Annotated in this window: 18 protein-coding genes and 3 pseudogenes; 10 read left to right on the plus strand and 11 right to left on the minus strand. The window is 40.9% G+C overall.

The window, feature by feature from the left end; all coding sequences use genetic code 11:
• Positions 1-284 precede the first annotated feature (284 nt).
• From AACQ83_RS17135 to AACQ83_RS17145, 3 genes and pseudogenes are all read left to right on the plus strand, one after another.
• Positions 285-2,062 (plus strand): annotated as a pseudogene (locus AACQ83_RS17135) (terminase large subunit domain-containing protein).
• Positions 2,059-3,114 (plus strand): phage portal protein, encoded by a 1,056-nt coding sequence (locus AACQ83_RS17140; RefSeq protein WP_112878853.1) that lies wholly within the window; start codon positions 2,059-2,061, stop codon positions 3,112-3,114. Before AACQ83_RS17135 ends, AACQ83_RS17140 begins: the two are co-directional and overlap by 4 nt.
• A gap of 35 nt (positions 3,115-3,149) precedes the next feature.
• Positions 3,150-3,419 carry an ogr/Delta-like zinc finger family protein gene (locus AACQ83_RS17145; RefSeq protein ID WP_112878854.1) on the plus strand — a complete coding sequence of 90 codons (270 nt, stop codon included), beginning with the start codon at positions 3,150-3,152 and terminating at the stop codon, positions 3,417-3,419.
• Here AACQ83_RS17145 and AACQ83_RS17150 read toward each other — a convergent pair.
• The 4 genes and pseudogenes from AACQ83_RS17150 to AACQ83_RS17165 form a co-directional block, all read right to left on the minus strand.
• The gene (locus tag AACQ83_RS17150) at positions 3,396-3,614 is read right to left on the minus strand and encodes a hypothetical protein (RefSeq protein WP_146747913.1); all 219 of its coding nucleotides are present in this window, start codon (positions 3,612-3,614) and stop codon (positions 3,396-3,398) included. The genes AACQ83_RS17145 and AACQ83_RS17150 overlap by 24 nt on opposite strands.
• A gap of 439 nt (positions 3,615-4,053) precedes the next feature.
• Positions 4,054-4,395 carry a DUF5347 family protein gene (locus tag AACQ83_RS17155; RefSeq protein ID WP_112878856.1) on the minus strand — a complete coding sequence of 114 codons (342 nt, stop codon included), beginning with the start codon at positions 4,393-4,395 and terminating at the stop codon, positions 4,054-4,056.
• A gap of 146 nt (positions 4,396-4,541) precedes the next feature.
• Positions 4,542-5,052 (minus strand): annotated as a pseudogene (locus AACQ83_RS17160) (phage regulatory CII family protein).
• Positions 5,053-5,081: 29 nt separating this feature from the next.
• A complete protein-coding gene (locus AACQ83_RS17165; protein ID WP_112878857.1) occupies positions 5,082-5,303 on the minus strand; it encodes a regulator in 222 nt (73 codons plus the stop codon).
• 139 nt (positions 5,304-5,442) lie between these two features.
• Here AACQ83_RS17165 and AACQ83_RS17170 point away from each other — a divergent pair, with 139 nt between their 5' ends.
• Complete coding sequence (locus AACQ83_RS17170) at positions 5,443-6,033, plus strand: phage repressor protein CI (RefSeq protein WP_112878858.1); 591 nt, start codon at positions 5,443-5,445, stop codon at positions 6,031-6,033.
• 247 nt (positions 6,034-6,280) lie between these two features.
• Positions 6,281-7,351: pseudogene (locus tag AACQ83_RS17175) on the plus strand (phage integrase).
• Positions 7,352-7,739: 388 nt separating this feature from the next.
• Here the strand turns inward: AACQ83_RS17175 and AACQ83_RS17180 are convergent.
• From AACQ83_RS17180 to idi, 3 genes are all read right to left on the minus strand, one after another.
• On the minus strand, positions 7,740-8,078 hold the full coding sequence (locus tag AACQ83_RS17180; protein WP_112878859.1) for a BRO-N domain-containing protein: 339 nt from the start codon (positions 8,076-8,078) through the stop codon (positions 7,740-7,742).
• 707 nt (positions 8,079-8,785) lie between these two features.
• Positions 8,786-9,730 (minus strand): SAM-dependent methyltransferase, encoded by a 945-nt coding sequence (locus AACQ83_RS17185; RefSeq protein WP_112878860.1) that lies wholly within the window; start codon positions 9,728-9,730, stop codon positions 8,786-8,788.
• Positions 9,731-9,867: 137 nt separating this feature from the next.
• Positions 9,868-10,401 (minus strand): isopentenyl-diphosphate Delta-isomerase, encoded by a 534-nt coding sequence (idi, locus tag AACQ83_RS17190; protein WP_112878861.1) that lies wholly within the window; start codon positions 10,399-10,401, stop codon positions 9,868-9,870.
• A gap of 707 nt (positions 10,402-11,108) precedes the next feature.
• Here idi and AACQ83_RS17195 point away from each other — a divergent pair.
• Entirely contained in the window at positions 11,109-12,044 is a 936-nt protein-coding gene (locus AACQ83_RS17195; RefSeq protein ID WP_112878893.1) for a VirK/YbjX family protein, read from the plus strand.
• Positions 12,045-12,097: 53 nt separating this feature from the next.
• On the opposite strand, the gene AACQ83_RS17200 is transcribed toward AACQ83_RS17195, so the two are convergent.
• Together AACQ83_RS17200 and AACQ83_RS17205 are read right to left on the minus strand one after the other, a co-directional pair.
• Complete coding sequence (locus tag AACQ83_RS17200; RefSeq protein ID WP_112878862.1) at positions 12,098-12,697, minus strand: GNAT family N-acetyltransferase; 600 nt, start codon at positions 12,695-12,697, stop codon at positions 12,098-12,100.
• A gap of 449 nt (positions 12,698-13,146) precedes the next feature.
• Positions 13,147-13,302 (minus strand): hypothetical protein, encoded by a 156-nt coding sequence (locus AACQ83_RS17205; RefSeq protein WP_158537793.1) that lies wholly within the window; start codon positions 13,300-13,302, stop codon positions 13,147-13,149.
• Positions 13,303-13,384: 82 nt separating this feature from the next.
• Between AACQ83_RS17205 and AACQ83_RS17210 the strand changes: the two genes are divergently transcribed.
• A complete protein-coding gene (locus AACQ83_RS17210) occupies positions 13,385-15,406 on the plus strand; it encodes an oxidoreductase (protein WP_112878863.1) in 2,022 nt (673 codons plus the stop codon).
• Positions 15,407-15,531: 125 nt separating this feature from the next.
• On the opposite strand, the gene sstT is transcribed toward AACQ83_RS17210, so the two are convergent.
• Both sstT and AACQ83_RS17220 read right to left on the minus strand, forming a co-directional pair.
• Positions 15,532-16,779: a serine/threonine transporter SstT gene (sstT, locus tag AACQ83_RS17215; RefSeq protein WP_112878864.1), complete on the minus strand. Its 1,248-nt coding sequence runs from the start codon at positions 16,777-16,779 to the stop codon at positions 15,532-15,534.
• A gap of 290 nt (positions 16,780-17,069) precedes the next feature.
• Positions 17,070-18,032: a TerC family protein gene (locus tag AACQ83_RS17220; RefSeq protein WP_112878865.1), complete on the minus strand. Its 963-nt coding sequence runs from the start codon at positions 18,030-18,032 to the stop codon at positions 17,070-17,072.
• Between the two features lie 89 nt (positions 18,033-18,121).
• Here AACQ83_RS17220 and AACQ83_RS17225 point away from each other — a divergent pair, with 89 nt between their 5' ends.
• The 3 genes from AACQ83_RS17225 (at position 18,122) to AACQ83_RS17235 (ending at position 19,764) form a co-directional block, all read left to right on the plus strand.
• Entirely contained in the window at positions 18,122-18,328 is a 207-nt protein-coding gene (locus tag AACQ83_RS17225) for a hypothetical protein (RefSeq protein ID WP_112895522.1), read from the plus strand.
• Positions 18,329-18,592: 264 nt separating this feature from the next.
• Positions 18,593-19,264, plus strand: coding sequence for a DedA family protein (locus AACQ83_RS17230; protein WP_112878867.1), 672 nt, complete (start codon positions 18,593-18,595; stop codon positions 19,262-19,264).
• A gap of 194 nt (positions 19,265-19,458) precedes the next feature.
• A complete protein-coding gene (locus AACQ83_RS17235) occupies positions 19,459-19,764 on the plus strand; it encodes a DUF883 family protein (protein ID WP_112878868.1) in 306 nt (101 codons plus the stop codon).
• Position 19,765 lies beyond the last annotated feature (1 nt).

Consider the following 19,765-nt stretch of genomic DNA (forward strand, 5'->3'; position numbering starts at 1 on the left):
CGACATCGCAGAAGAGTTCAACTAGTTTATCCATGCCTGTTCCTAATAAGATCGTTTTTTTCTTGGTCGAAAATTTTGATCTTGGAACAGGCACTTAGTTCCATTTTTTTATCCAGAGTTCAGGTTATTTAATTCCTTCCATTTGAATCAAATACAGTATTGCGGATTCAATAAAATGTTACGAATAGTTTAATTCTGATGAATTCGGATATAACGCCATAACCGATTCAGGTCGAAATTGAATTAGCGTCAGGATAAATTTAGCCCTGCATAATATGATTACTATGGCTAAATACTCTGATGAACTCATAAGTGTCGCCCGTTCTTTATACCTGCGGCGATATACTCCGGCAGAAATTGCCCATGAATTAAATCTGCCGAATCGGCGGATCATTTATTATTGGGCGGAAAAATGGCATTGGGCGGATATGCTCAGCTATGAAAGTGTATCGAAGCCATTAACCGCCGGATTGCCGTGCTCAGTGAACGCAATAATAAAACCACACTGGAATTAGACGAACTCGACCGATTAATTGCCCATCATATAAAACTGATGACACAGGAAAATAAGCATAAAGAAAAGCTGGCCGAAATTAAGGTGCAAGAAAAATCAGGCGGTGATTATATCCTATCCAGTGATGGTGAACCCAAGAAAAAGAAACGCTATCGTAAAAATGATATTTCGACACTGACTAAAGAAGATTTACAGAAATTTGTCGATAAGACGCTTTTCGGCTATCAAAAACATTTGCGCAATAATCTGGCAAAACAGATTAGAAATATCCTCAAGAGTCGGCAAATTGGCGCGACCTGGTATTTCGCCTTTGAAGCATTCGAAAATGCCGTGTTAACTGGCGATCCTCAAATATTCTTATCCGCCTCAAAACCACAAGCAGAAGTTTTTCGCTCGTATATCGTCAATATCGCTGAACACTTCTTCGGTGTAACGCTGACAGGCAACCCTATTCGACTCAGCAACGGCGCCGAACTGCGTTTTCTGTCAACCAATAAAAACACGGCACAATCCTATTCCGGCCATCTGTATTGTGACGAATATTTTTGGGTTCCCGACTTCAAGCGGCTAAATGAAGTTGCCTCCGCAATGGCAACCCATGACAAATGGTGTACCACCTATTTTTCAACCCCTAGCGCCAAAACCCATCCCGCCTATCCATTTTGGATGGGTGACGAATGGCGCGGCAATGATCCCAAACGTAAGAACATTGAATTTCCCTCTTTTAATGAACTGCGTGACGGTGGTCGTGATTGCCCTGATGGTCAATGGCGCTACGTCATTACGCTGGAAGATGCCATTAAGGGCGGATTCAACCTGGCATCCATTGAAAAACTGCGGAACCGCTATAACCCAGATACATTTAACATGTTGTATATGTGTGTGTTTGTTGATAGTGGCGCCGCTGTTTTCAAATATCACCAACTGGAAAAATGCGGCACTGATATCCATCTCTGGGAAGACCATGATCCTAACGCACTGCGTCCCTTCGGGGATCGCGAAGTCTGGGGCGGCTTCGACCCGGCCCATTCTGGCGATACTTCCACCTTTGTCATTGTTGCCCCGCCCATGATGGCGCCCGAAGTTTTTCGGGTATTAGCAACGTTCTACTGGCAAGGCATGAACTGGAAACATCAGGCGAAACTGATCGAAGATCTCTTCAAGCGCTACAGATTCACCCACATCGGCATTGATACCACGGGGATTGGTCATGGTGTCTATGAAATGGTGCAAGACTTCGCCCCCCGACAAACCCACGCTATCCACTACAATCCGCAAAGCAAAAACCAACTGGTCATGAAAATGATTGATGTGGTCAGTGAGGAGCGTATCGAATGGGATGTGGAACAAAAAGAAATTCTCGCCTCATTTCTGGCTATTCGGCACACCACGACAAAAAAAGGCGGCAGCATGACCTTTGTCGCTGACCGTTCGCGGGAAACCGGACACGCTGACGTCTTCTGGGCAATCGCTCATGCCCTGATAAATGAGCCATTAAATTACGACAAGAAACGCACCTCTAAATACACATTTGCAAAGGTTGCATGATGAAGAAAAAGTTAAGGAAAACCCGTGCACATTCCCCACGCACAAACGACCGTCAACGGAAAATGAGTTTAATCACACTGGGCAAACCAGAACCAATACTCACCACTAGGACGGATTACCAGGAAATCTGGTATAACAATGATTATGACCACTACACACTACCGATTGATCGTTTAGCCCTAGCACAACTGGCTAACATGAACGGTCAACATGGCGGTGTACTCTATGCCCGCCACAATATGATTGCTTCAGACTATCTCGGAGTTCGCGGCGGAGTAAGCCATGAACAATTCAAATCCGCTGTGATTAACTTCCTGATTTTCGGTGACGTAGCGATCCTGAAAGTCCGTAACTTCTGGGGTGATGTAGTCACACTAGAGGTCTTACCCTCGCTATACCTGCGCCGCCGTAAGGATGGGGATTTTGTGGTATTACAGGAGGGAGAGCCGTTGGTTTACTCACCGGAAGAAGTCATTTTTATCAAGCAATATGACCCACAACAACAAGTTTACGGATTGCCGGATTATATCGGCGGAATTCATGCGGCACTGCTCAACTCAGAAGCCACCGTCTTCCGCCGTCGCTATTACCATAATGGCACCCACACTGGCGGTATCATTTACACCAATGACCCGAATATCTCTGATGAGACCGAAGAGGAAATTATCCGAAAATTGCAACTCAGCAAAGGGATCGGGAATTTCGAAACTATGTTTGTCAACATTCCCAACGGCGACCCTGACGGCATTAAATTTATTCCGGTGGGTGATATTTCAGCCAATGATGAATTTGCCAATGTGAAAAGTATCAGCTCGCAAGATGTGCTGACCGCTCACCGATTCCCGGCGGGACTGGCGGGGATTATCCCGACCAATGTCGGCGGGTTGGGTGATCCGGAAAAAGCCCGTGAGGTCTATCGCCAGGATGAAGTTATCCCCGTTCAAAATATGTTCATGAATGCGATAAATACCTATGATGTGCCCGAAATATTACATATCCGTTTTAAACAAGATCGCGTAAGTTCGTGTGCAAAACGCGCAAAAAACAGGTAAAATTACCGAAAATGGATACTTTGGGAATGAGGAATATGCGCGTATTAAAAATTATCTGCCCTGAGTGCGGCGCTAAGGCGGTTATTCGCAAGACGAATCGGAAGCACTGTGAAATTGCTGATCTGTACTGCGCGTGTTCCAGTGTTGAATGTGGTTATACATTTGTTATGAATTTGACGTTTTCGCACACGCTAAGTCCCAGTGCAAAAACAGGTGATAAACTGTTGCAGACCGTGATTAACAACCTCAACCCGCAACAGCGTCAAATGGCATTGGATCTATTAAAAGTCCGTCCTACTGCATAATTCTGAGCCACTACTTAGTGGCCTTTTAGTTTTTACATTTGAGATTATTTCTTTTCTGACCTGCTCAGCAAGTTCTGCAATCCAATCAAATGCCACTTGCCGTTCTCGACTATTACAAATACCTGAACTACCAACTTTAGCAATTAATTCAATCCGTTCCAGCACAGCCAGCTTATTCAGATAATCTGACATCATATTTTTACCGTCCCATTTACTGTATTTATATACAGTTTAATTTAATATAATTAACAAATGCATCAATTTCATTGAGAAATAATTAGTTATGTGACCTCAATCGGCCCTCGGTTAATTTTTCGCAACATAGTCAAATAATGACCTTTTGGATCACGGAATATCCCGGAAATATCACCCCCCAATTTTTCACTTAACCTACTCATTATCATTTTTATTGTTTCAGTATGCGTTTTTTTAACTTTATGTAGATGACCGAACATAGATAAACAATAACGCTGTCCATCTACGACTATGCGACTCCCCAGGGCAAGATCACGAACGTTTATTAACCACAAAATGATTAATTAACGCACTGACATTGATTGATTAATGAACTTTGTTAGTCATTAATGAGCCTTGAATGTTCAAAATTTAACCAAAATGAATGATAAATGCACACTTATGCTATCGCCCTGAATAACACACTCGTTGCCTTGATAAGATTTACTGCTCGAATCAGATTACACATTTCCTCATTGGTTAATTGATATAATTCCAGTTCATGCCGATCTATAGGAATGCGAGCAAGATAGAAGATAGCCGCTAACAAACGCTTGTGATCAACGTAGCGCTCATTACGTTTATCATGCATTTCATCAATAAAAATAGCCAACTCTTTATTATCAGAGTTAAAATGCTGCGCTCTTATCTGAGCAATTTTATTTAAACCATTAACGCGCATTTTAAAGGGCATTTCGAAAGCTCGCTGTTCTGTTGATTCAAATTGGTATTCCGTGTTCATATAAACCTCATCGAATCAGGAACAGAATAAAATAAGAAAAAGCAAACAAAACGATTGGATAGATAAATCTATCTTTTTTGGGTTTAAATGACTCACCAGTCAATTTATATTGGTGTTCTTGCTGCTCTAATGCATTCATGCTGACCTCACACTAACAATGCTCCCATACCTGCAACAACATCAACAGCCGAACTGGATGCAGGATTAGTATGCAATCTTGATGAAATGGTGATACCCGCGAAAGTTAATAATCTGATCGCGTTATTAACCGACTTCTTAAACTCAGCCACACGGGCATGGTTGAAATGACCACCAGAAACAACAGCACTTGCCAGTTTTCCCACTTCTGCCGTTGCACCTAACAAATAATTCGACATGTTGGAATCACAAATCTCATTCACCGGTACCGATGAGCTGACACTGCAATTGCTCCAGTAATCCATCCAAAATAGATGCGTCTTGCGTTGCATCGGTTAACTTCATTAAGTCAATACAAGTCAGTATGTGAGGCTGTTCAGGATTTAACTTGTTACGCAGCATTTGCGGATTCATTCCGATAACTCCCGAAATTTGAGCTAAGTTGCCCCTATGAACGTTGGCGAATGCCCGGCAAGCGTGATCAAAGTGTGCTTGTTTGGAAACTTGATAATCACACATTGCTATTTTTCTCCAAAAGCGAAGAATTATTACGCTTCAAGTGAAATATCATAGCCACTGAGAGCCTGGATAGTGAGTGCAGCCATGTTGACTTCAACAAGCCCCTTTTTCTGCTGTCCCTTGGGCTTGATTGGCAGTTTGCCATATCCAATCAAACGACGAGCAGTACCGATAGGTGTTCCAGTTCTACGGCAATACTCTGCCAATGGAAGGAAGGGTTCCGGGATAGTAATTGTAATGTTAGGGCGCATAAGGCAAAATCCTCTTGTTAAATATTTTGCAATATTAATAAATATTACTTATTTCTATAATACAGGATTAGATTATCTCGCATTTTGAGAACATCCAACAAATAAGTTGCATTTTGCCGAGATTAAACATGTGAACGATATGGCTAAATTCAACATTGATATGACTGGAGATAGTGCTCCCGTCTTAGACCGAATCATTGAAGCGTATGGATTTACAACAAAGCTGATGCTAGCAGATCATTTTGATATGGCGTCAAGTAGTCTATCCAGCCGGTACAAAAGAGGAGGATTTCCTGCTGATTTAGTTGTTAAATGTATGGCCGAAACAGATGTAAGGCTGGAATGGTTAGCAACTGGACAGGGTAAAAAATATGATGACGATGAATTAGGCATCATGAAGTTATCAAGCCACAAACTAATAGATAGGCAACTGCATCAGTCTGGCTATGTCATGTTTGATGAGGAGATGTTTACCTCTGGCATTCCTCTGCCTTCTGACCCTATTTGTGTCATAGATAACAAAACCCGCTACATTATTGACCGCAAATTTGCCGATGTTTATGACGGTGAATGGCTAGTTAAGATTGAGGGAAAAATCAGTATTCGCGAATTAACTCGAATTCCGGTTAAACGTGTCCGTGTTTCTGGTGTGGGTATGGCTTTTGACTGCGATCTAAATGACATCACAGTCATTGGCCGTGTTGTCACAACAATAAAAAATCACATCTAAGGAATAGTAATGAAAAAATTACTTATGGATTAACTATTTTTTCAGTTTCTACATTTGCTAAGTCAGAAAATTGCCAGAAGACAAAAATCTCATTTCACCAATCAAGGAATCACAAGATAATATGAGTAAAGCATATCAAAAGCTAGTAGAAGATTGTGGAAAATAAGACAATATCAATAAATTAACAAATTCAGGTAAAACTAATTCGTAGTCATGACTTGTATTCTAATTAATTGGAATTTTACTCATGCCAGTCAAAAAACTACCATCAGGTCAATGGGTATCTGATTTTTATATTGAAAACCGTGCCGAAGGCAAACGAGGTAAAAGAGTTCGTAAAAAGTTCGCAACTAAAGGCGAAACGTTGGCCTATGAGCGTTATGAACTTGATAAACTAGGTGGTAAACCATGGGTAGAAACTAATACTAAAGATACCCGTAAATTACGTGACTTGGTTGAAGCCTGGTATAAAGCGCATGGAATTACGTTAAGCGATGGCTCAAAGCGCCATACCACTATGCTCTGAGCGTGTGGGTGTATGGGTGATCCACTTGCTATTGAGTTCACTGCACAACTATTTTCCAAGTACAGAGAACAAAGGCTATCCGGCAAACTCTCCAGAACTAAGCGAGTGGAAAAAGTTTCCACTGGTACAGTCAACCTTGAACTATCCTATTTTCGGGCTGTTTTTAATGAACTAAAGCGATTAGGTGAATGGGAAAGAGCTAACCCTATTGAAAATGTTCGAGCATTCAGAACTGATGAATCCGAAATGGCGTTTTTAACCCATGAACAAATTGATACTTTATTCAAAGCCTGTGAAGAAAGTAGCTCTCAAGATTTATCTCTGATAGTCAAGATAGCGTTATCAACTGGCGCAAGATGGTCAGAAGCCGAAACCCTAACACGCTCACAAGTAACCCAACATAAAATCACATTCGTGAAAACCAAAGGTAAACGCAATCGTACCGTACCCATTAGTCAGGATTTATACAATGAGATTCCCAAGAAGAGAGGAAAGCTGTTTACACCTTGCTATTACGCATTCAAGTCAGCAATAAACAGAGCTAAGATTGAATTACCTGACGGCCAATTATCTCACGTTCTCAGACACACATTCTCATCACATTTTATGATGAATGGTGGCAATATTTTAGTACTACAAAGAATCCTAGGTCATACAGATATAAAAATGACAATGAGATATGCTCACTTTTCACCTGATCACCTTGATGATGCACTGAAACTCAACCCCCTGGCAAAAAGTGTCGCACGAAAAAATAAATATTGTATAATTTTGAGCTTTATTTACACCTAAGGCATTGTTTTTATTGTTAACTTATTATTTTTACAGTCCCTATCACAGTTCTCATAATCGCTTGGTCACTGGTTCAAGTCCAGTAGGGGCCACCAGATTTTTCCTGTAAAAACAGATGGATAGACCACTCAAGCAAGAGTGGTTTTTTTATATCTTTTAGTCAGTGTCTCCTTTTTGTCCCCTGAGAAAATTTTCATACCCCAGTTGTGCCATTGTTCATACACAAGGAAGATTATTTTTTGACCGAACGAACCAAACGCGAAAAAAATTTTCTGCCAATGAAAATATATTTACTTAACTTAGTTGATTTCAATTTTCTAATAGCCACGAGACCGCGCTATTACTGTGTTTTGAAATTTCCTTCGGCTTATCTTCGTGATCTTACTTCTTACGTAATATAGTTACCTGTTTTTCTAATTGCGGGCAAGACCTCGGTTGTTACCCATTTACGAATTCGATAAGGAACGGTTCCTTGTTTGATGGCATCACGGCAGCGGAGTATTAAGATGTACATTCCTGACTCATTGATAATATTGACTCTACCTTGACGACCTAGATTAAATCTAGCCCGTTCATCGTTATCTAAGACTTTCAGTGAATCGGAAGGATTTTTAATACTAAGAATATTACACACATCAATTGCAACAAACCATGCTTCACCGTCAATGTTCATTGCTCTAATTTTGTGAGATTCAAATGCAAATGGAACTACTGAATATTTAGTCATTGCTGATTCCTGTTTGTTTTCTTTGAGATTTTGGTAGACACAAAATGGTGTCGGAAGGCTCAAAACGGCAGTAAGAAACCGCGGATTTATTCCCCTTTTGGGTGTTGTATTAGTCGCCCTCCCGACTTTGAATCGGAGAAATGATAGCCGTACAGTTACCATTAAAAATTAGGCATAAAAAATCCAACACTGACGGGGTTGGTTCTAACCGTGTTTATTGAGGTTTTGAGTCCTCGTGCGACAAACGATAATGAATTGCTATCAGAAGGCCAACTACAATTTTCCATGTGCATTAAGATCTAGTCTCCAGTACGATTTGATCTTGGCTGTCGTACCACGTACGAATACCATATTTCCATATATAGGCAAGGATGTTTTTTATGGAATATCCGGTTGTTATCGAAACTCCCGTATTTAGTAGAGAACGAGTAGAACTGTTAACCGATGATGAATTTAGGCTATTACAGGAACACTTACTAATTTTCTGGATTACCTCCAAATTACAGGTGTGTAAAAGCCCAAAAACTGAAATTTATTAAAAACTTTTCAGTTGGCAATTTCTTCTTGCGCCATCCATGCTGGCGCGATCTGATGAGGCTACTCCGTAAAAAAGTGGCTTTTTTATTTCCAGGGATCAGTAACAACAAAACCGTGACAAAAATTTTCTTAACGGCCCTACTCTTCAACCAAGAAAACAAAGCTACTTTCTAAAGTCTCTGTGCAATAACACTATAAGTCGACACATAGTTTTTCACCTGAGCAACCGAAAAGTTTTCAGCCAGCACACGCAATTCTTCCAGAGGACCATTAACGCCTTCAGGAAAGTTTCGTTCGATGTTGGTCTTAACATCCAACAACCAATGCACCACATCAATATTAGACGGCAATACCCTCATATCCTTAATAACGAAGCCACTTTTCTCCAATACTTGTCTGAAATAACTGGGTGTTTTGCGGTTAGCACAAGCGAGACGATCAATGGTGTCAGGAATATCCGATTTATAGTTATCCAACCCCATATTATAGAGATTATCAGAAATAATCACCTGGCCACCAGCGCTCACCCGTTTGAACAATGCACTCATAGCCTTTTCATACAACAAGTTCGGAAAATGCGAAATGACACCACGAATAATCACCAAATCATAGAGCTCTTGTGGATCAGGTAAACGATCAATATCCTGGGCATTACACAGATACAAGTTAATACGCTCAGAAAGTCCATATTTTGCGTGAAACTTAGCACAATACTGTAACTGCTGCTCACTGATATTCACACCATCCAAACGTGTACATTCAGGAAAACGTTCAGCCAGATATTTTAGGATATAACCCCAGCCACAGCCGATATCCAAGATACGCCGAATTGATGGCCTTTCGGCCTTTGTTTCCAAGCCAGCCAATAACAGCTGACGATCAAAATAACGAATACCTGACTCATCCAATGAAATTGGTGGCTTTGAAGCAGGATCATCGTAAATACCAAACTGGAATAACAGTGTATCGCCAATCACCTTACGCCAGCGTTCTGGATCTTCACAATAAGTTTGTACCACTTTACTTTCGTAGTCGTTGGTGGTTTCCCCCGGGATGATGTGATAGGGCGAGACAGACTCAACATTAGTGCAAAACACATTATCAAAGCTACTCATTAGCTTTTCCTTATTAAACGGTTTTTAAAAGCGTCGCACCCTTAATTTGTCAGGATTTGCGGCGTATTGGTAAATTTCAATGAGATATTCATATCTAATTAATCCAATGCTATGGCTACCGATAAATTACATTGCTATCAAATCAGCCTTTGCCACCCCTCAATATCTTGATACGAAAGGCCATTAATGATTTTTTTGAACCAAACCGTATACACATCAGGAGCATTATTAATTAGCTCTCTCAATTTCAGAGGATTAACCCATTTATAATCGGACACTTCGTCAAGGTTAATTATCGGTTCTTTATCAAAGCGTCCAATAAAAATATGATCATACTCGTATTCAATCAAATCATTAGGAAGTATCGCGTGATAAATAAATGACGAAACCTTTTTCAATGGACAGTCAAAACCCATCTCTTCGCCAAGACGCCGATGTGCAGCGGCCTCCAGAGCTTCACCAACCCTAGGATGACCACAACAGCTATTGGTCCAAAGTCCGGCTGAATGATATTTGGTTGCCGCTCGCTTCTGTAAGAGTAAGTTTCCTTTATTATCAATAATAAAGATAGAAAAGGCCCGATGTAACATACCTTTCTGATGAATATCAGCTTTTCTCGCTGAACCAATGGGATTATCATGTTTATCAACAAGAACAAGCATCTCATCCATTATTAATGGCCTTTATGTGAATTGAATCATATATACCCGTTATCTTTCAAGTTGCCTCTTTGTTGGCTGCACTCACTCACCCCGGTCACATAGTTTTCTATACTCCCGGGGATTCGCTCCCTTGCCGTCGCGATGCATCTTAAAATCCATGGGCATAAAATCATAAATTTTAATTAACAATAAAGTATAATCCATATTCTGCAAGTCCCAAATTAACTTTGCAAGAATAAGGAAATTTTTTCATAATAACATGATATAAATCACAAAATAAAAATATTTTATCCATTCCATTCTGACATTAATGTAAAAACAAAACAAATTAATAGAATAATTATTAATGTTTTAATTAAATGGATTCAAAAAAGAATATATCCAACATTAATCATTTATCGCCGATACTCACCTACTAAATTTGTTACAGATCATGAGCTCGGGTATCACACCAAGTTATAGCCGTTTCTCTCATCTTTCTGGATGTGCTTTTACAACAAAAAACATCACAGAAAACTAAATGAATAATAAACGAATAATAAAAAAACACGAGAAAATCCCCTTAATAACTAAACATTCATTAAACAGCTGTTGATTTTTTATCTTAAAAAAACATAAATAAACATCCGTTGAAGTTTTGTTTAATATCGAAGGAGTATACTCACGGTTTGCAAGTCTTCATTCCCTCCAAGTATTTTTTAGAACTAGATAAAGAAATGAAATATATGTATCAACCTGCCAGTTCAGGAATTCGGCTGTTCACAGATTTAGTCGGAAAAAAAATTAGCCCTAGCCCTCATTGGTATTCTGCCCAGAATCGCACTAAATTTGCCTTACGTAGCGCTCTGATGCCAATATCGACACTAAAACTATTAAACCAGATAGTTAATACGCCGTTCTATCTGGATATTTTGAAGAAACAACCTTGTTTACCTTCTAAATTACATCGCCCTTATCTAAGCATTAACTTCAATAGAGGGCAGACGTTACGTGCAATAAATGAACATTACCAGCTATTATTTACTGGGTTAAATCAGTCTATTGTTAATAAAATATTTCGTTCCAATGCATATCCATTAGCGGTTATCAATGGTAAGAGTGGAACTTACACTATTTTTCTAGATTCTATGGACTGTTTTAATAAAGAAGGTGAGCTTACTCTATTTATTACAACAGAAGATAATAAAACCTTGGCAAGATGCGCTTTCACACTACTCACTATTGCTGGTAAAAAAACACTGTTCATCGGTGGACTACAAGGTTCCAAAGGCGATGCAACCCTTGAAATTATCCGCGATGCAACGAAAGATTGTTATGGATTATTTCCAAAACGCTTACTGATTGAATCCATTTGCCGTCTCGCAGCCCACTTTGAATGCCAGCAAATTCTGGCAGCTAGCAATGATACTCACATCTATAAGAGTCTACGCTATTGGCATAAAAAGAAAGACAAATTAGTCGCTGATTACGACTCTTTCTGGGAATCATTAGGTGGAGCAAAGAGAAAAAATAAGGATTTCCATCTCCCCTTATCCATTGAAAGAAAACCGCTTGAAGATATAGCCAGTAAGAAGCGGGCAGAATATCGCCGCCGCTATCAATTACTAGATGAACTGGATAATGGAATGCAGCATTCTCTGCCTTCAAATTAAATCAGAATCAGGCCGCAACCTTTCACAGGACGGCCTAATTTTTGAGATGACTCTTATCTCGGTTTAACCATCAGCCATTCAAGATGTATTTTAACCGCAGGCCATTCACCACTGATAATGCTGTAAACACAGGTATCCCTGATACTGCCATCTTTAGATACACCATGACTACGCAGAATTCCATCAAGTTTTGCACCCAGTCGTTCTATCGCTTTTCGACTCTGATGATTAAAAAAATGAGTGCGAAACTCCACTGCAATACACCCTAATTCTTCAAAAGCGTATTTCAATAGGAGATATTTCGCTTCCGTATTAACATGTGTCCGCTGAACAGAACATGCATACCAAGTATAGCCGATTTCCACCCGGCGGACATCAGAATCAATATTCATATACGTGGTCATGCCAACCGCTTTACTTGTTCGATGATCAACAATCGCAAAAGGCAGCATAGTACCTTTTTTATGTAGCAATAAACGACGCTCAATCTCGCTACTCAGCTCAGCCGGTGAAGGAACACGGGTGTACCACAATTTATGCAATTCACCCTCTTCAATTGCTTGTAAAAATTCATCGTGCCGTTGATGTGTCAGAGGTTCTAAAGTCACCCCTTTTCCTGCCAAAGTTACCCATTCAGTTATCTGTTTTTTCATAATAACCACTGATGTTATAAATTAAGTCAGAATAGAAGAACTCACCCTATTCCGGAATCAAAACCGGAATCGAATTAATATATGGAAAATCAACCCCCTATTAAAGCAAAATCCGCACTTTTAACATCTCAGGTGGCTGTCGCATCATTCAGAAAAAAATACTAAAACTGGGTAAACAAATCGCCTGACTGAATTAGCAAAAACCGCCGTAAACCCTTGCCCAGTGCAGACGGGGATATCAGGCGAAAAGCCCAAAGGGCTTTGAGGCCAGCGTAAATCCGTTGCATCGACGGTTGCGGCCTGAGAAGTGGGAAGCCTCACCGTTTTTTACGGCGGGGAACAGTCACTCTATTCTCTCCATGTAAGAATACAAAACCATGCTACGGACTATCTGGGAAAGTGAACGACTGAAATCGATTATGGCCCACAGTGTGATCTATTTAACCTTTCTAGAACCAATCAACAAAGAGTACATCAACAACTTTTGCATTCAGATTATTTTCACTAACTCTATGACAAAACCTGATTTCATGACCTTCATCACATTCATTTAACATTTTTTTCCCAATTGACCTTATTCCATCTAAATTTGAACCATTACTCATCCGACCACCTGGCGTTTTGTTCCGTGGTTTAAAACACAATAATAATCTGGTTATGATTGACAAACACCCGATGGAGATTGCAATGAGCCATTATCCTCACCTGTTCGCCCCTCTAGACTTGGGGTTCACCACACTAAAAAACCGCATTTTGATGGGATCAATGCACATTGGGCTAGAGGAACATCCCGACCGCGCCCAGAGGCTTGCCCGCTTTTACGCTGAACGGGCAGCCGGAGGCGTGGCATTGATTGTCACAGGCGGCATTTCGCCAAACAAACAAGGTGTTATAGGGAAAGGCACTGCATTCCTGGTAGATGAAAAAGATCTTATTCACCATAAAGTTATTACAGACGCAGTTCATCAGGCTGGTGGAAAAATTGCAATGCAAATCTTACATACCGGCCGTTACAGCTATCAACCTCACCTTGTCGCCCCTACTGCCATTCAAGCACCAATTAATCCATTCATGCCTCGTGAAATGACAGAAGAGGACATTCAGCAAACCATTGCTGACTTCGCTCATTGTGCACAACTGGCGCAACAAGCAGGTTATGATGGCGTAGAAATCATGGGTTCTGAAGGTTATCTGATTAACCAGTTCCTGACTACTCGCACCAACCACCGCCAAGATAAATGGGGAGGAAGTTTTGAAAATCGAATGCGCTTTGCCGTGGAGGTTGTTAAAGCCGTCCGTCAAGCAACAGGAAAAGAATTTATTCTAATCTACCGGCTTTCGATGTTGGATTTAGTCGAGGATGGTTCTAATTGGCAAGAAATCGAGCAACTCGCTGTTGCTATTGAGCAAGCGGGAGCATCTATTATCAATACCGGTATCGGCTGGCATGAAGCTCGAATTCCAACGATTGCCACTATGGTTCCCCGCGCCGGATTCAGTTGGGTAACGCAAAAGCTAATGGGGAAAGTTTCTATTCCACTGATCACAACAAACAGAATTAATGATCCCAACATTGCAGAGCAAGTGCTAGCACAAGGTTGTGCCGATATGGTTTCTATGGCACGACCTTTTCTGGCTGATGCTGAATTTGTTATGAAAGCCCAACAAGGACGGGCCGATGAGATTAACACTTGTATTGGCTGTAATCAGGCATGTCTGGATCAGATTTTTGTCGGTGAAATAGCCTCTTGTTTAGTTAATCCCCGCGCCTGCCACGAAACAGAAATGGCCGCCGAACCAATCACCACACCGAAAAAACTGGCGGTTGTCGGTGCCGGACCTGCCGGATTGTCATTCGCGGTGACCGCTGCCAGTCGTGGTCATCATGTCACTCTGTTTGAACGAGACGGACAGATTGGCGGACAATTTAATATTGCCAAACAGATCCCAGGTAAAGAAGAATTTCATGAAACACTGCGTTATTTTCAGCGTCAGTTAGCAATCCATCATGTTGATGTACGGTTGAACCAGACTGCCACAACCGAAGCACTCTCTGATTTCGATGAAGTAATTATCGCCAGCGGCATTGCGCCTCGCCAACTCACAATTGATGGTATCCATCACGAAAAGGTACTGAGCTACTTAGATGTATTAAGAGATAAGAAAAATGTCGGTCAACGTGTCGCTATCATTGGCGCAGGTGGCATCGGTTTTGATACCGCAGAATATCTGAGTCAACCAGGAAAAAGTTCTAGCCTTGATAGCACCGCTTTCAGTGAAGAGTGGGGTATTGACCATAATCTGACACATCGTGGTGGTTTATCCCCTCAAGGCCCCAAACCGGAATCTTCTCCCCGGAAAATTTATTTATTGCAACGTAAGCCGACAAAGGTTGGTGAAGGACTAGGTAAAACAACAGGTTGGATACACAGAACCAATCTACACCTGCGTGGTGTGAAAATGCTCAACAATATGCAATATTTGAAAATAGATGATCAGGGATTACATATTAGCAGCAATGGTGAACAGCGCTGCCTTGCCGTAGATAATATCGTTATTTGTGCCGGACAAGAGCCACTGAGAGAATTATATCAACCGTTACAGCAAGCGGGAAAAACAGTGCATCTTATTGGTGGGGCAGATGTTGCAACGGAATTGGATGCCCGACGGGCTATCGATCAAGGTACTCGGTTAGGCCTTAAAATTTGATGATAAATAATGACGGTCATAGACAGGCCGTAAAAACAGAGTAAATCCTCAAACCGCGCCTTCCTGGCGCGGATATTTTACTCTTTCTTACCTAATCTTTTTTTAAACCAAAATACTTCAATCAATTAATTACGTTGAGTTAGTTGATCCGATGCCAGACGATCATCCTCAGCCTGACAAACAGCGGCAGTGAACAATACATCGGTAGAAGAGTTCAGACTCGTTTCCGCGGAATCCTGTAATACACCAATAATCAAACCAACTGCCACAACCTGCATAGCCATCTCATTGGAAATCCCAAACATGCTACACGCTAAAGGGATCAACAATAACGATCCCCCAGCCACACCAGAAGCACCACAGGCACAAATTGCAGCAACCACACTCAGTAGAAATGCTGTAGGCAAATCAACCGATATACCTAGCGTATTGACCGCAGCCAGAGTCAATACCGTGATGGTCACCGCAGCGCCTTCCATATTGATAGTTGCGCCTAATGGAATAGAAACTGAATAAGTATCTTCATGCAGATTCATACGGCGGCACATCGCCATATTCACTGGAATATTTGCAGCCGAACTGCGAGTGAAAAATGCAGTTACACCACTTTCACGCAGGCAAGCAAATACCAGCGGATAAGGATTACGACGAATTTTCCAGTAAACAATCAACGGATTTACAATGAGTGCCATAACCAACATACAACCCAGTAATACAACCAGCAGTTGAACATATCCCAGTAAGGCACCAAATCCCGTTTCTGCAATTGTTGCAGACACCAGACCAAAAATACCAATCGGTGCAAGACGAATGACCACGCGAACAACCTGAGTAACCGCCTCAGACATGTCATGAATTAGAGACTTAGTTGAATCCGTTGCATGACGCAGGGCGATACCCAAACCAATAGCCCAAGCAAGGATACCGATATAGTTACCGTTCAGTAACGCGTTTACTGGATTAGCGACAACATTAACCAGTAACCCTTTAATCACCTCCATAATGTTTTCAGGCGGAGACATTTGAGCATCATTGACAGCTAGCACCAGTTGTAACGGGAACATAAAGCTACCGACTACGGCAACCAGAGCAGCAAAAAATGTACCCAAGATATAGAGGATAAGGATTGGACGAATATTGGTTTTTTGGCCTTTTTTATGGTTAGCAATAGAAGACATGACCAGAATCCATACCAATACCGGGGCTACTGCTTTCAAGGCGCCAACAAACAACGTCCCAAGTAAACTGACTGATTTGGCAACCGAAGGTGTCAACCACGCTAACAGTATCCCTGCAATTAAACCTATCAAAATTTGTTTAACCAGGCTCCCTTGTACAATGTAATGCACGAAGCCACGTTTTTGTTTTTCCATAGCTGATCCATTTTATTAACAGTTCTGTTAAGCCTATATTTTTTGTGTTTGTTTCTTCAGTATAGGGAAACCAAGAGTAGTGAAAAGCTACGATAGTTAAAATATACAACCTCGCCAGCACTTATTAACAATACATTCACATTTGTGTGATCAAAACGGCAATTTACACATTTACAAAACACAATTATTTGTTTTTATGTTTAACCATTTCGCAGCAATTTAAGACAATAAGAAACCATATCTCCCCATTCAAGAAAGATATGGTTATCTGTTAAAAAATAGTTATCTAATTACTGTATCTCTTTAGTTCTGTATTTATTTACCCAAACATTAATAATCATTGTTATTGTCAAAATACTCGCTACAGTTCCCAGAGAAATCCCCATAGGAATATGACAAAAATCCATTATTAGCATTTTCATACCGATAAATACCAGAATGACTGATAAACCATATTTCAGCATTGTAAATTTCTCTGCCACCCCTGCCAGCAGAAAATACATCGCACGTAATCCTAAGATAGCGAAAAGATTAGAGGTCAAAACAATAAAAGGATCTGTAGTCACAGCAAAAATAGCAGGAATACTGTCTACCGCAAAAATAACGTCACTAATTTCAACCAGAATCAGGACCAAGATTAGTGGAGTCGCATATAACAACCCCTTTTCTTTCACAAAGAAACGTTCTCCGTGAAGATTATCAGTGATGCGAATATGCGCTTTTAGCCAACGGACAAAAGGTTTATCGCCTATCGGGGAATCATCCTCTTTCGCCAACGCCATCTTAACGCCGGTAACCAGCAGAAAGATGCCGAACAAATAGAGTATCCAACTGAATTGAGAAACCAACCAGCTCCCTGCAAAGATCATCACGGTACGCAACACAATTGCGCCTAAGACACCGTAAATGAGCACCCGACGTTGCAAATTTGCCGGAATAGCAAAATAGCTAAATAACATCAGCCAAACAAACACATTATCAACAGCAAGTGCTTTCTCAAGTAAATACCCGGTAAGGAAAGCCATTGTCTGACTATTGGCAACAACTTCCCCTGCGGTTTCTCTGCAATACCACCATAATCCTAATGCAAATAAGAGCGATAAACTTATCCAGATCACACTCCAGACAGCAGCTTGACGAAATGACATTGCCTGCTCTTTCTTACGCCCCTGTAAGGATAGATCCAGCAACAACATAATCGTAATTAAGACAGCAAAACTTCCCCATAAAAGAGGGCTACCCACAGAGTTCATTTTCTTTCTCTCACAAACAAAAACGGCTGAAGTCTCAGAAGACGCCAGCCGCTGCTATATTTCTTCCCCACATCGTGGAGATGGATGTATTGCAAGCAACCCTCGCCTTCTGGCAAGGTCTCACTTACAACACAGAAAATGTACCATCAGGTATAAGTTCAAGGTTGCCCGGCTACCGGATGCTGTTGCATCGTAATGACGATAAACCGGCAAGGAAGTTACTCCCCTTTGCTGCGGTGAAAAATAAATCAAATTCAGACAAGAATCAATCTACCACTGAAAAAATAAAAAAATGACAATAAAAACAGTAGGAACAAACGCAATTCATCCAACCTCATAGACCCATTTCTTATCCTATTTTAATGAACGTTCAATTGATCACCAAAATTTTCTGTTTAGTCACCCCTGATTTTGTTACAGTGGCGCAGGCTGCGTCATTTGCCTTTTTCAACGGTGAAAAGGCATGAAAACCAACCAAATAACGTAAAATAGGATGTAATTTAATCGGTTTAGCCTCATGCTTTCAGGATGAACGAACAAAGGCATTTTAGGAACACCTGATGGAAATAGTAAAAGAACTTATATATGCACTTTGGTACCAGGATTATGAAACTCTGGCCAACCCATCCCTATTATGGGCCATTTACATCATGCTATTCTTGATTCTCTTCCTTGAAAATGGCCTCCTTCCTGCTGCATTTTTACCAGGAGACAGCCTGCTTATACTAGTTGGCGTATTGATTGCCAAAGGTGCAATGAGTTTCCCCCTAACGATTGTAGTATTAACTGCCGGAGCAAGCTTAGGTTGTTGGATTGGTTATCTCCAAGGAAAATGGTTAGGAAATACCAAGACAGTACAAGGCTGGCTATCTCACCTTCCAGCTTATTATCACCAAAGAGCTTACAATCTTTTTCACCGCCACGGCCTATCAGCTTTACTTCTTGGCCGCTTCCTCGCATTTGTCAGAACCCTCTTACCAACACTTGCAGGACTGACAGGTCTACAAAACAGTCGTTTCCAGTTTTTTAACTGGCTCAGCGGCTTCCTGTGGGTCATTATCCTTACTTCTTTAGGTTATGCATTTGGTAAGACCCCCATTTTCCGTCAATATGAAGACTTGGTAATGAATTTCCTGATATTACTGCCACTTGCTTTACTCATTATTGGTTTTAGCGGCAGTTTGTTAGTTGTATGGCGTAAAAAAACTTGCCAACCCCCTCAAAAAAAGTAATTAATTCCAATAAAATCCAATATCCCTCCCTGCTGCAGATGAAAGTATCGTTTGCAGCAGAATAGTGAAATAACGCTAATGTTTTTTATTCACCTTCCAAAATATAAGCTATATTTAGTGATAGTCTTTTCCGGCATTAGGAAAAGCAACTGACTAAGTCAAATACACACACCTTACATTGAGGAGTAATCTACATGTCAAAGATCAAAACTACTGAAGATCTACACGTTGAACTAAAATCACTCGCAGATACACTGGAAGAAGTAATCAAAAGCTCTGGTGATAAATCCAAAGTCGAGCTGGAAGAACTTCGCGGCAAAGTAGAGGAAGTCATCAAAGATACTCGTTTTAAACTCAGTAATGCCAGTGATATGGTTGTTAAGAAAACAAAAGATATGGCGGGTCGTGCTGATGTCTACGTTCACGATAAGCCCTGGGTAAGCATCGGTATTGGTACTGTTGTCGGTGCCATATTAGGTGTAGTGTTAGCTAAACGCTAAT

This window comes from Photorhabdus sp. S10-54, assembly GCF_963878145.1.
In the GTDB taxonomy this organism is placed as follows: Bacteria; Pseudomonadota; Gammaproteobacteria; order Enterobacterales; family Enterobacteriaceae; genus Photorhabdus; species Photorhabdus kayaii.

Bases quoted from the DNA above. Each gene is read 5' to 3' on its own strand.
- AACQ83_RS17195 (WP_112878893.1), top strand. From the start codon at position 11,109: ATGAAATATATGTATCAACCTGCCAGTTCAGGAATTCGGCTGTTCACA.
- sstT (WP_112878864.1), bottom strand. From the start codon at position 16,779: ATGGAAAAACAAAAACGTGGCTTCGTGCATTACATTGTACAAGGGAGC.
- AACQ83_RS17155 (WP_112878856.1), bottom strand. From the start codon at position 4,395: ATGAACACGGAATACCAATTTGAATCAACAGAACAGCGAGCTTTCGAA.
- AACQ83_RS17145 (WP_112878854.1), top strand. From the start codon at position 3,150: ATGCGCGTATTAAAAATTATCTGCCCTGAGTGCGGCGCTAAGGCGGTT.
- AACQ83_RS17165 (WP_112878857.1), bottom strand. From the start codon at position 5,303: ATGCGCCCTAACATTACAATTACTATCCCGGAACCCTTCCTTCCATTG.
- AACQ83_RS17230 (WP_112878867.1), top strand. From the start codon at position 18,593: ATGGAAATAGTAAAAGAACTTATATATGCACTTTGGTACCAGGATTAT.
- AACQ83_RS17170 (WP_112878858.1), top strand. From the start codon at position 5,443: ATGGCTAAATTCAACATTGATATGACTGGAGATAGTGCTCCCGTCTTA.
- AACQ83_RS17180 (WP_112878859.1), bottom strand. From the start codon at position 8,078: ATGACTAAATATTCAGTAGTTCCATTTGCATTTGAATCTCACAAAATT.
- AACQ83_RS17205 (WP_158537793.1), bottom strand. From the start codon at position 13,302: ATGAGTAATGGTTCAAATTTAGATGGAATAAGGTCAATTGGGAAAAAA.
- idi (WP_112878861.1), bottom strand. From the start codon at position 10,401: ATGGATGAGATGCTTGTTCTTGTTGATAAACATGATAATCCCATTGGT.
- AACQ83_RS17150 (WP_146747913.1), bottom strand. From the start codon at position 3,614: ATGATGTCAGATTATCTGAATAAGCTGGCTGTGCTGGAACGGATTGAA.
- AACQ83_RS17185 (WP_112878860.1), bottom strand. From the start codon at position 9,730: ATGAGTAGCTTTGATAATGTGTTTTGCACTAATGTTGAGTCTGTCTCG.
- AACQ83_RS17220 (WP_112878865.1), bottom strand. From the start codon at position 18,032: ATGAACTCTGTGGGTAGCCCTCTTTTATGGGGAAGTTTTGCTGTCTTA.
- AACQ83_RS17140 (WP_112878853.1), top strand. From the start codon at position 2,059: ATGATGAAGAAAAAGTTAAGGAAAACCCGTGCACATTCCCCACGCACA.
- AACQ83_RS17200 (WP_112878862.1), bottom strand. From the start codon at position 12,697: ATGAAAAAACAGATAACTGAATGGGTAACTTTGGCAGGAAAAGGGGTG.
- AACQ83_RS17235 (WP_112878868.1), top strand. From the start codon at position 19,459: ATGTCAAAGATCAAAACTACTGAAGATCTACACGTTGAACTAAAATCA.
- AACQ83_RS17210 (WP_112878863.1), top strand. From the start codon at position 13,385: ATGAGCCATTATCCTCACCTGTTCGCCCCTCTAGACTTGGGGTTCACC.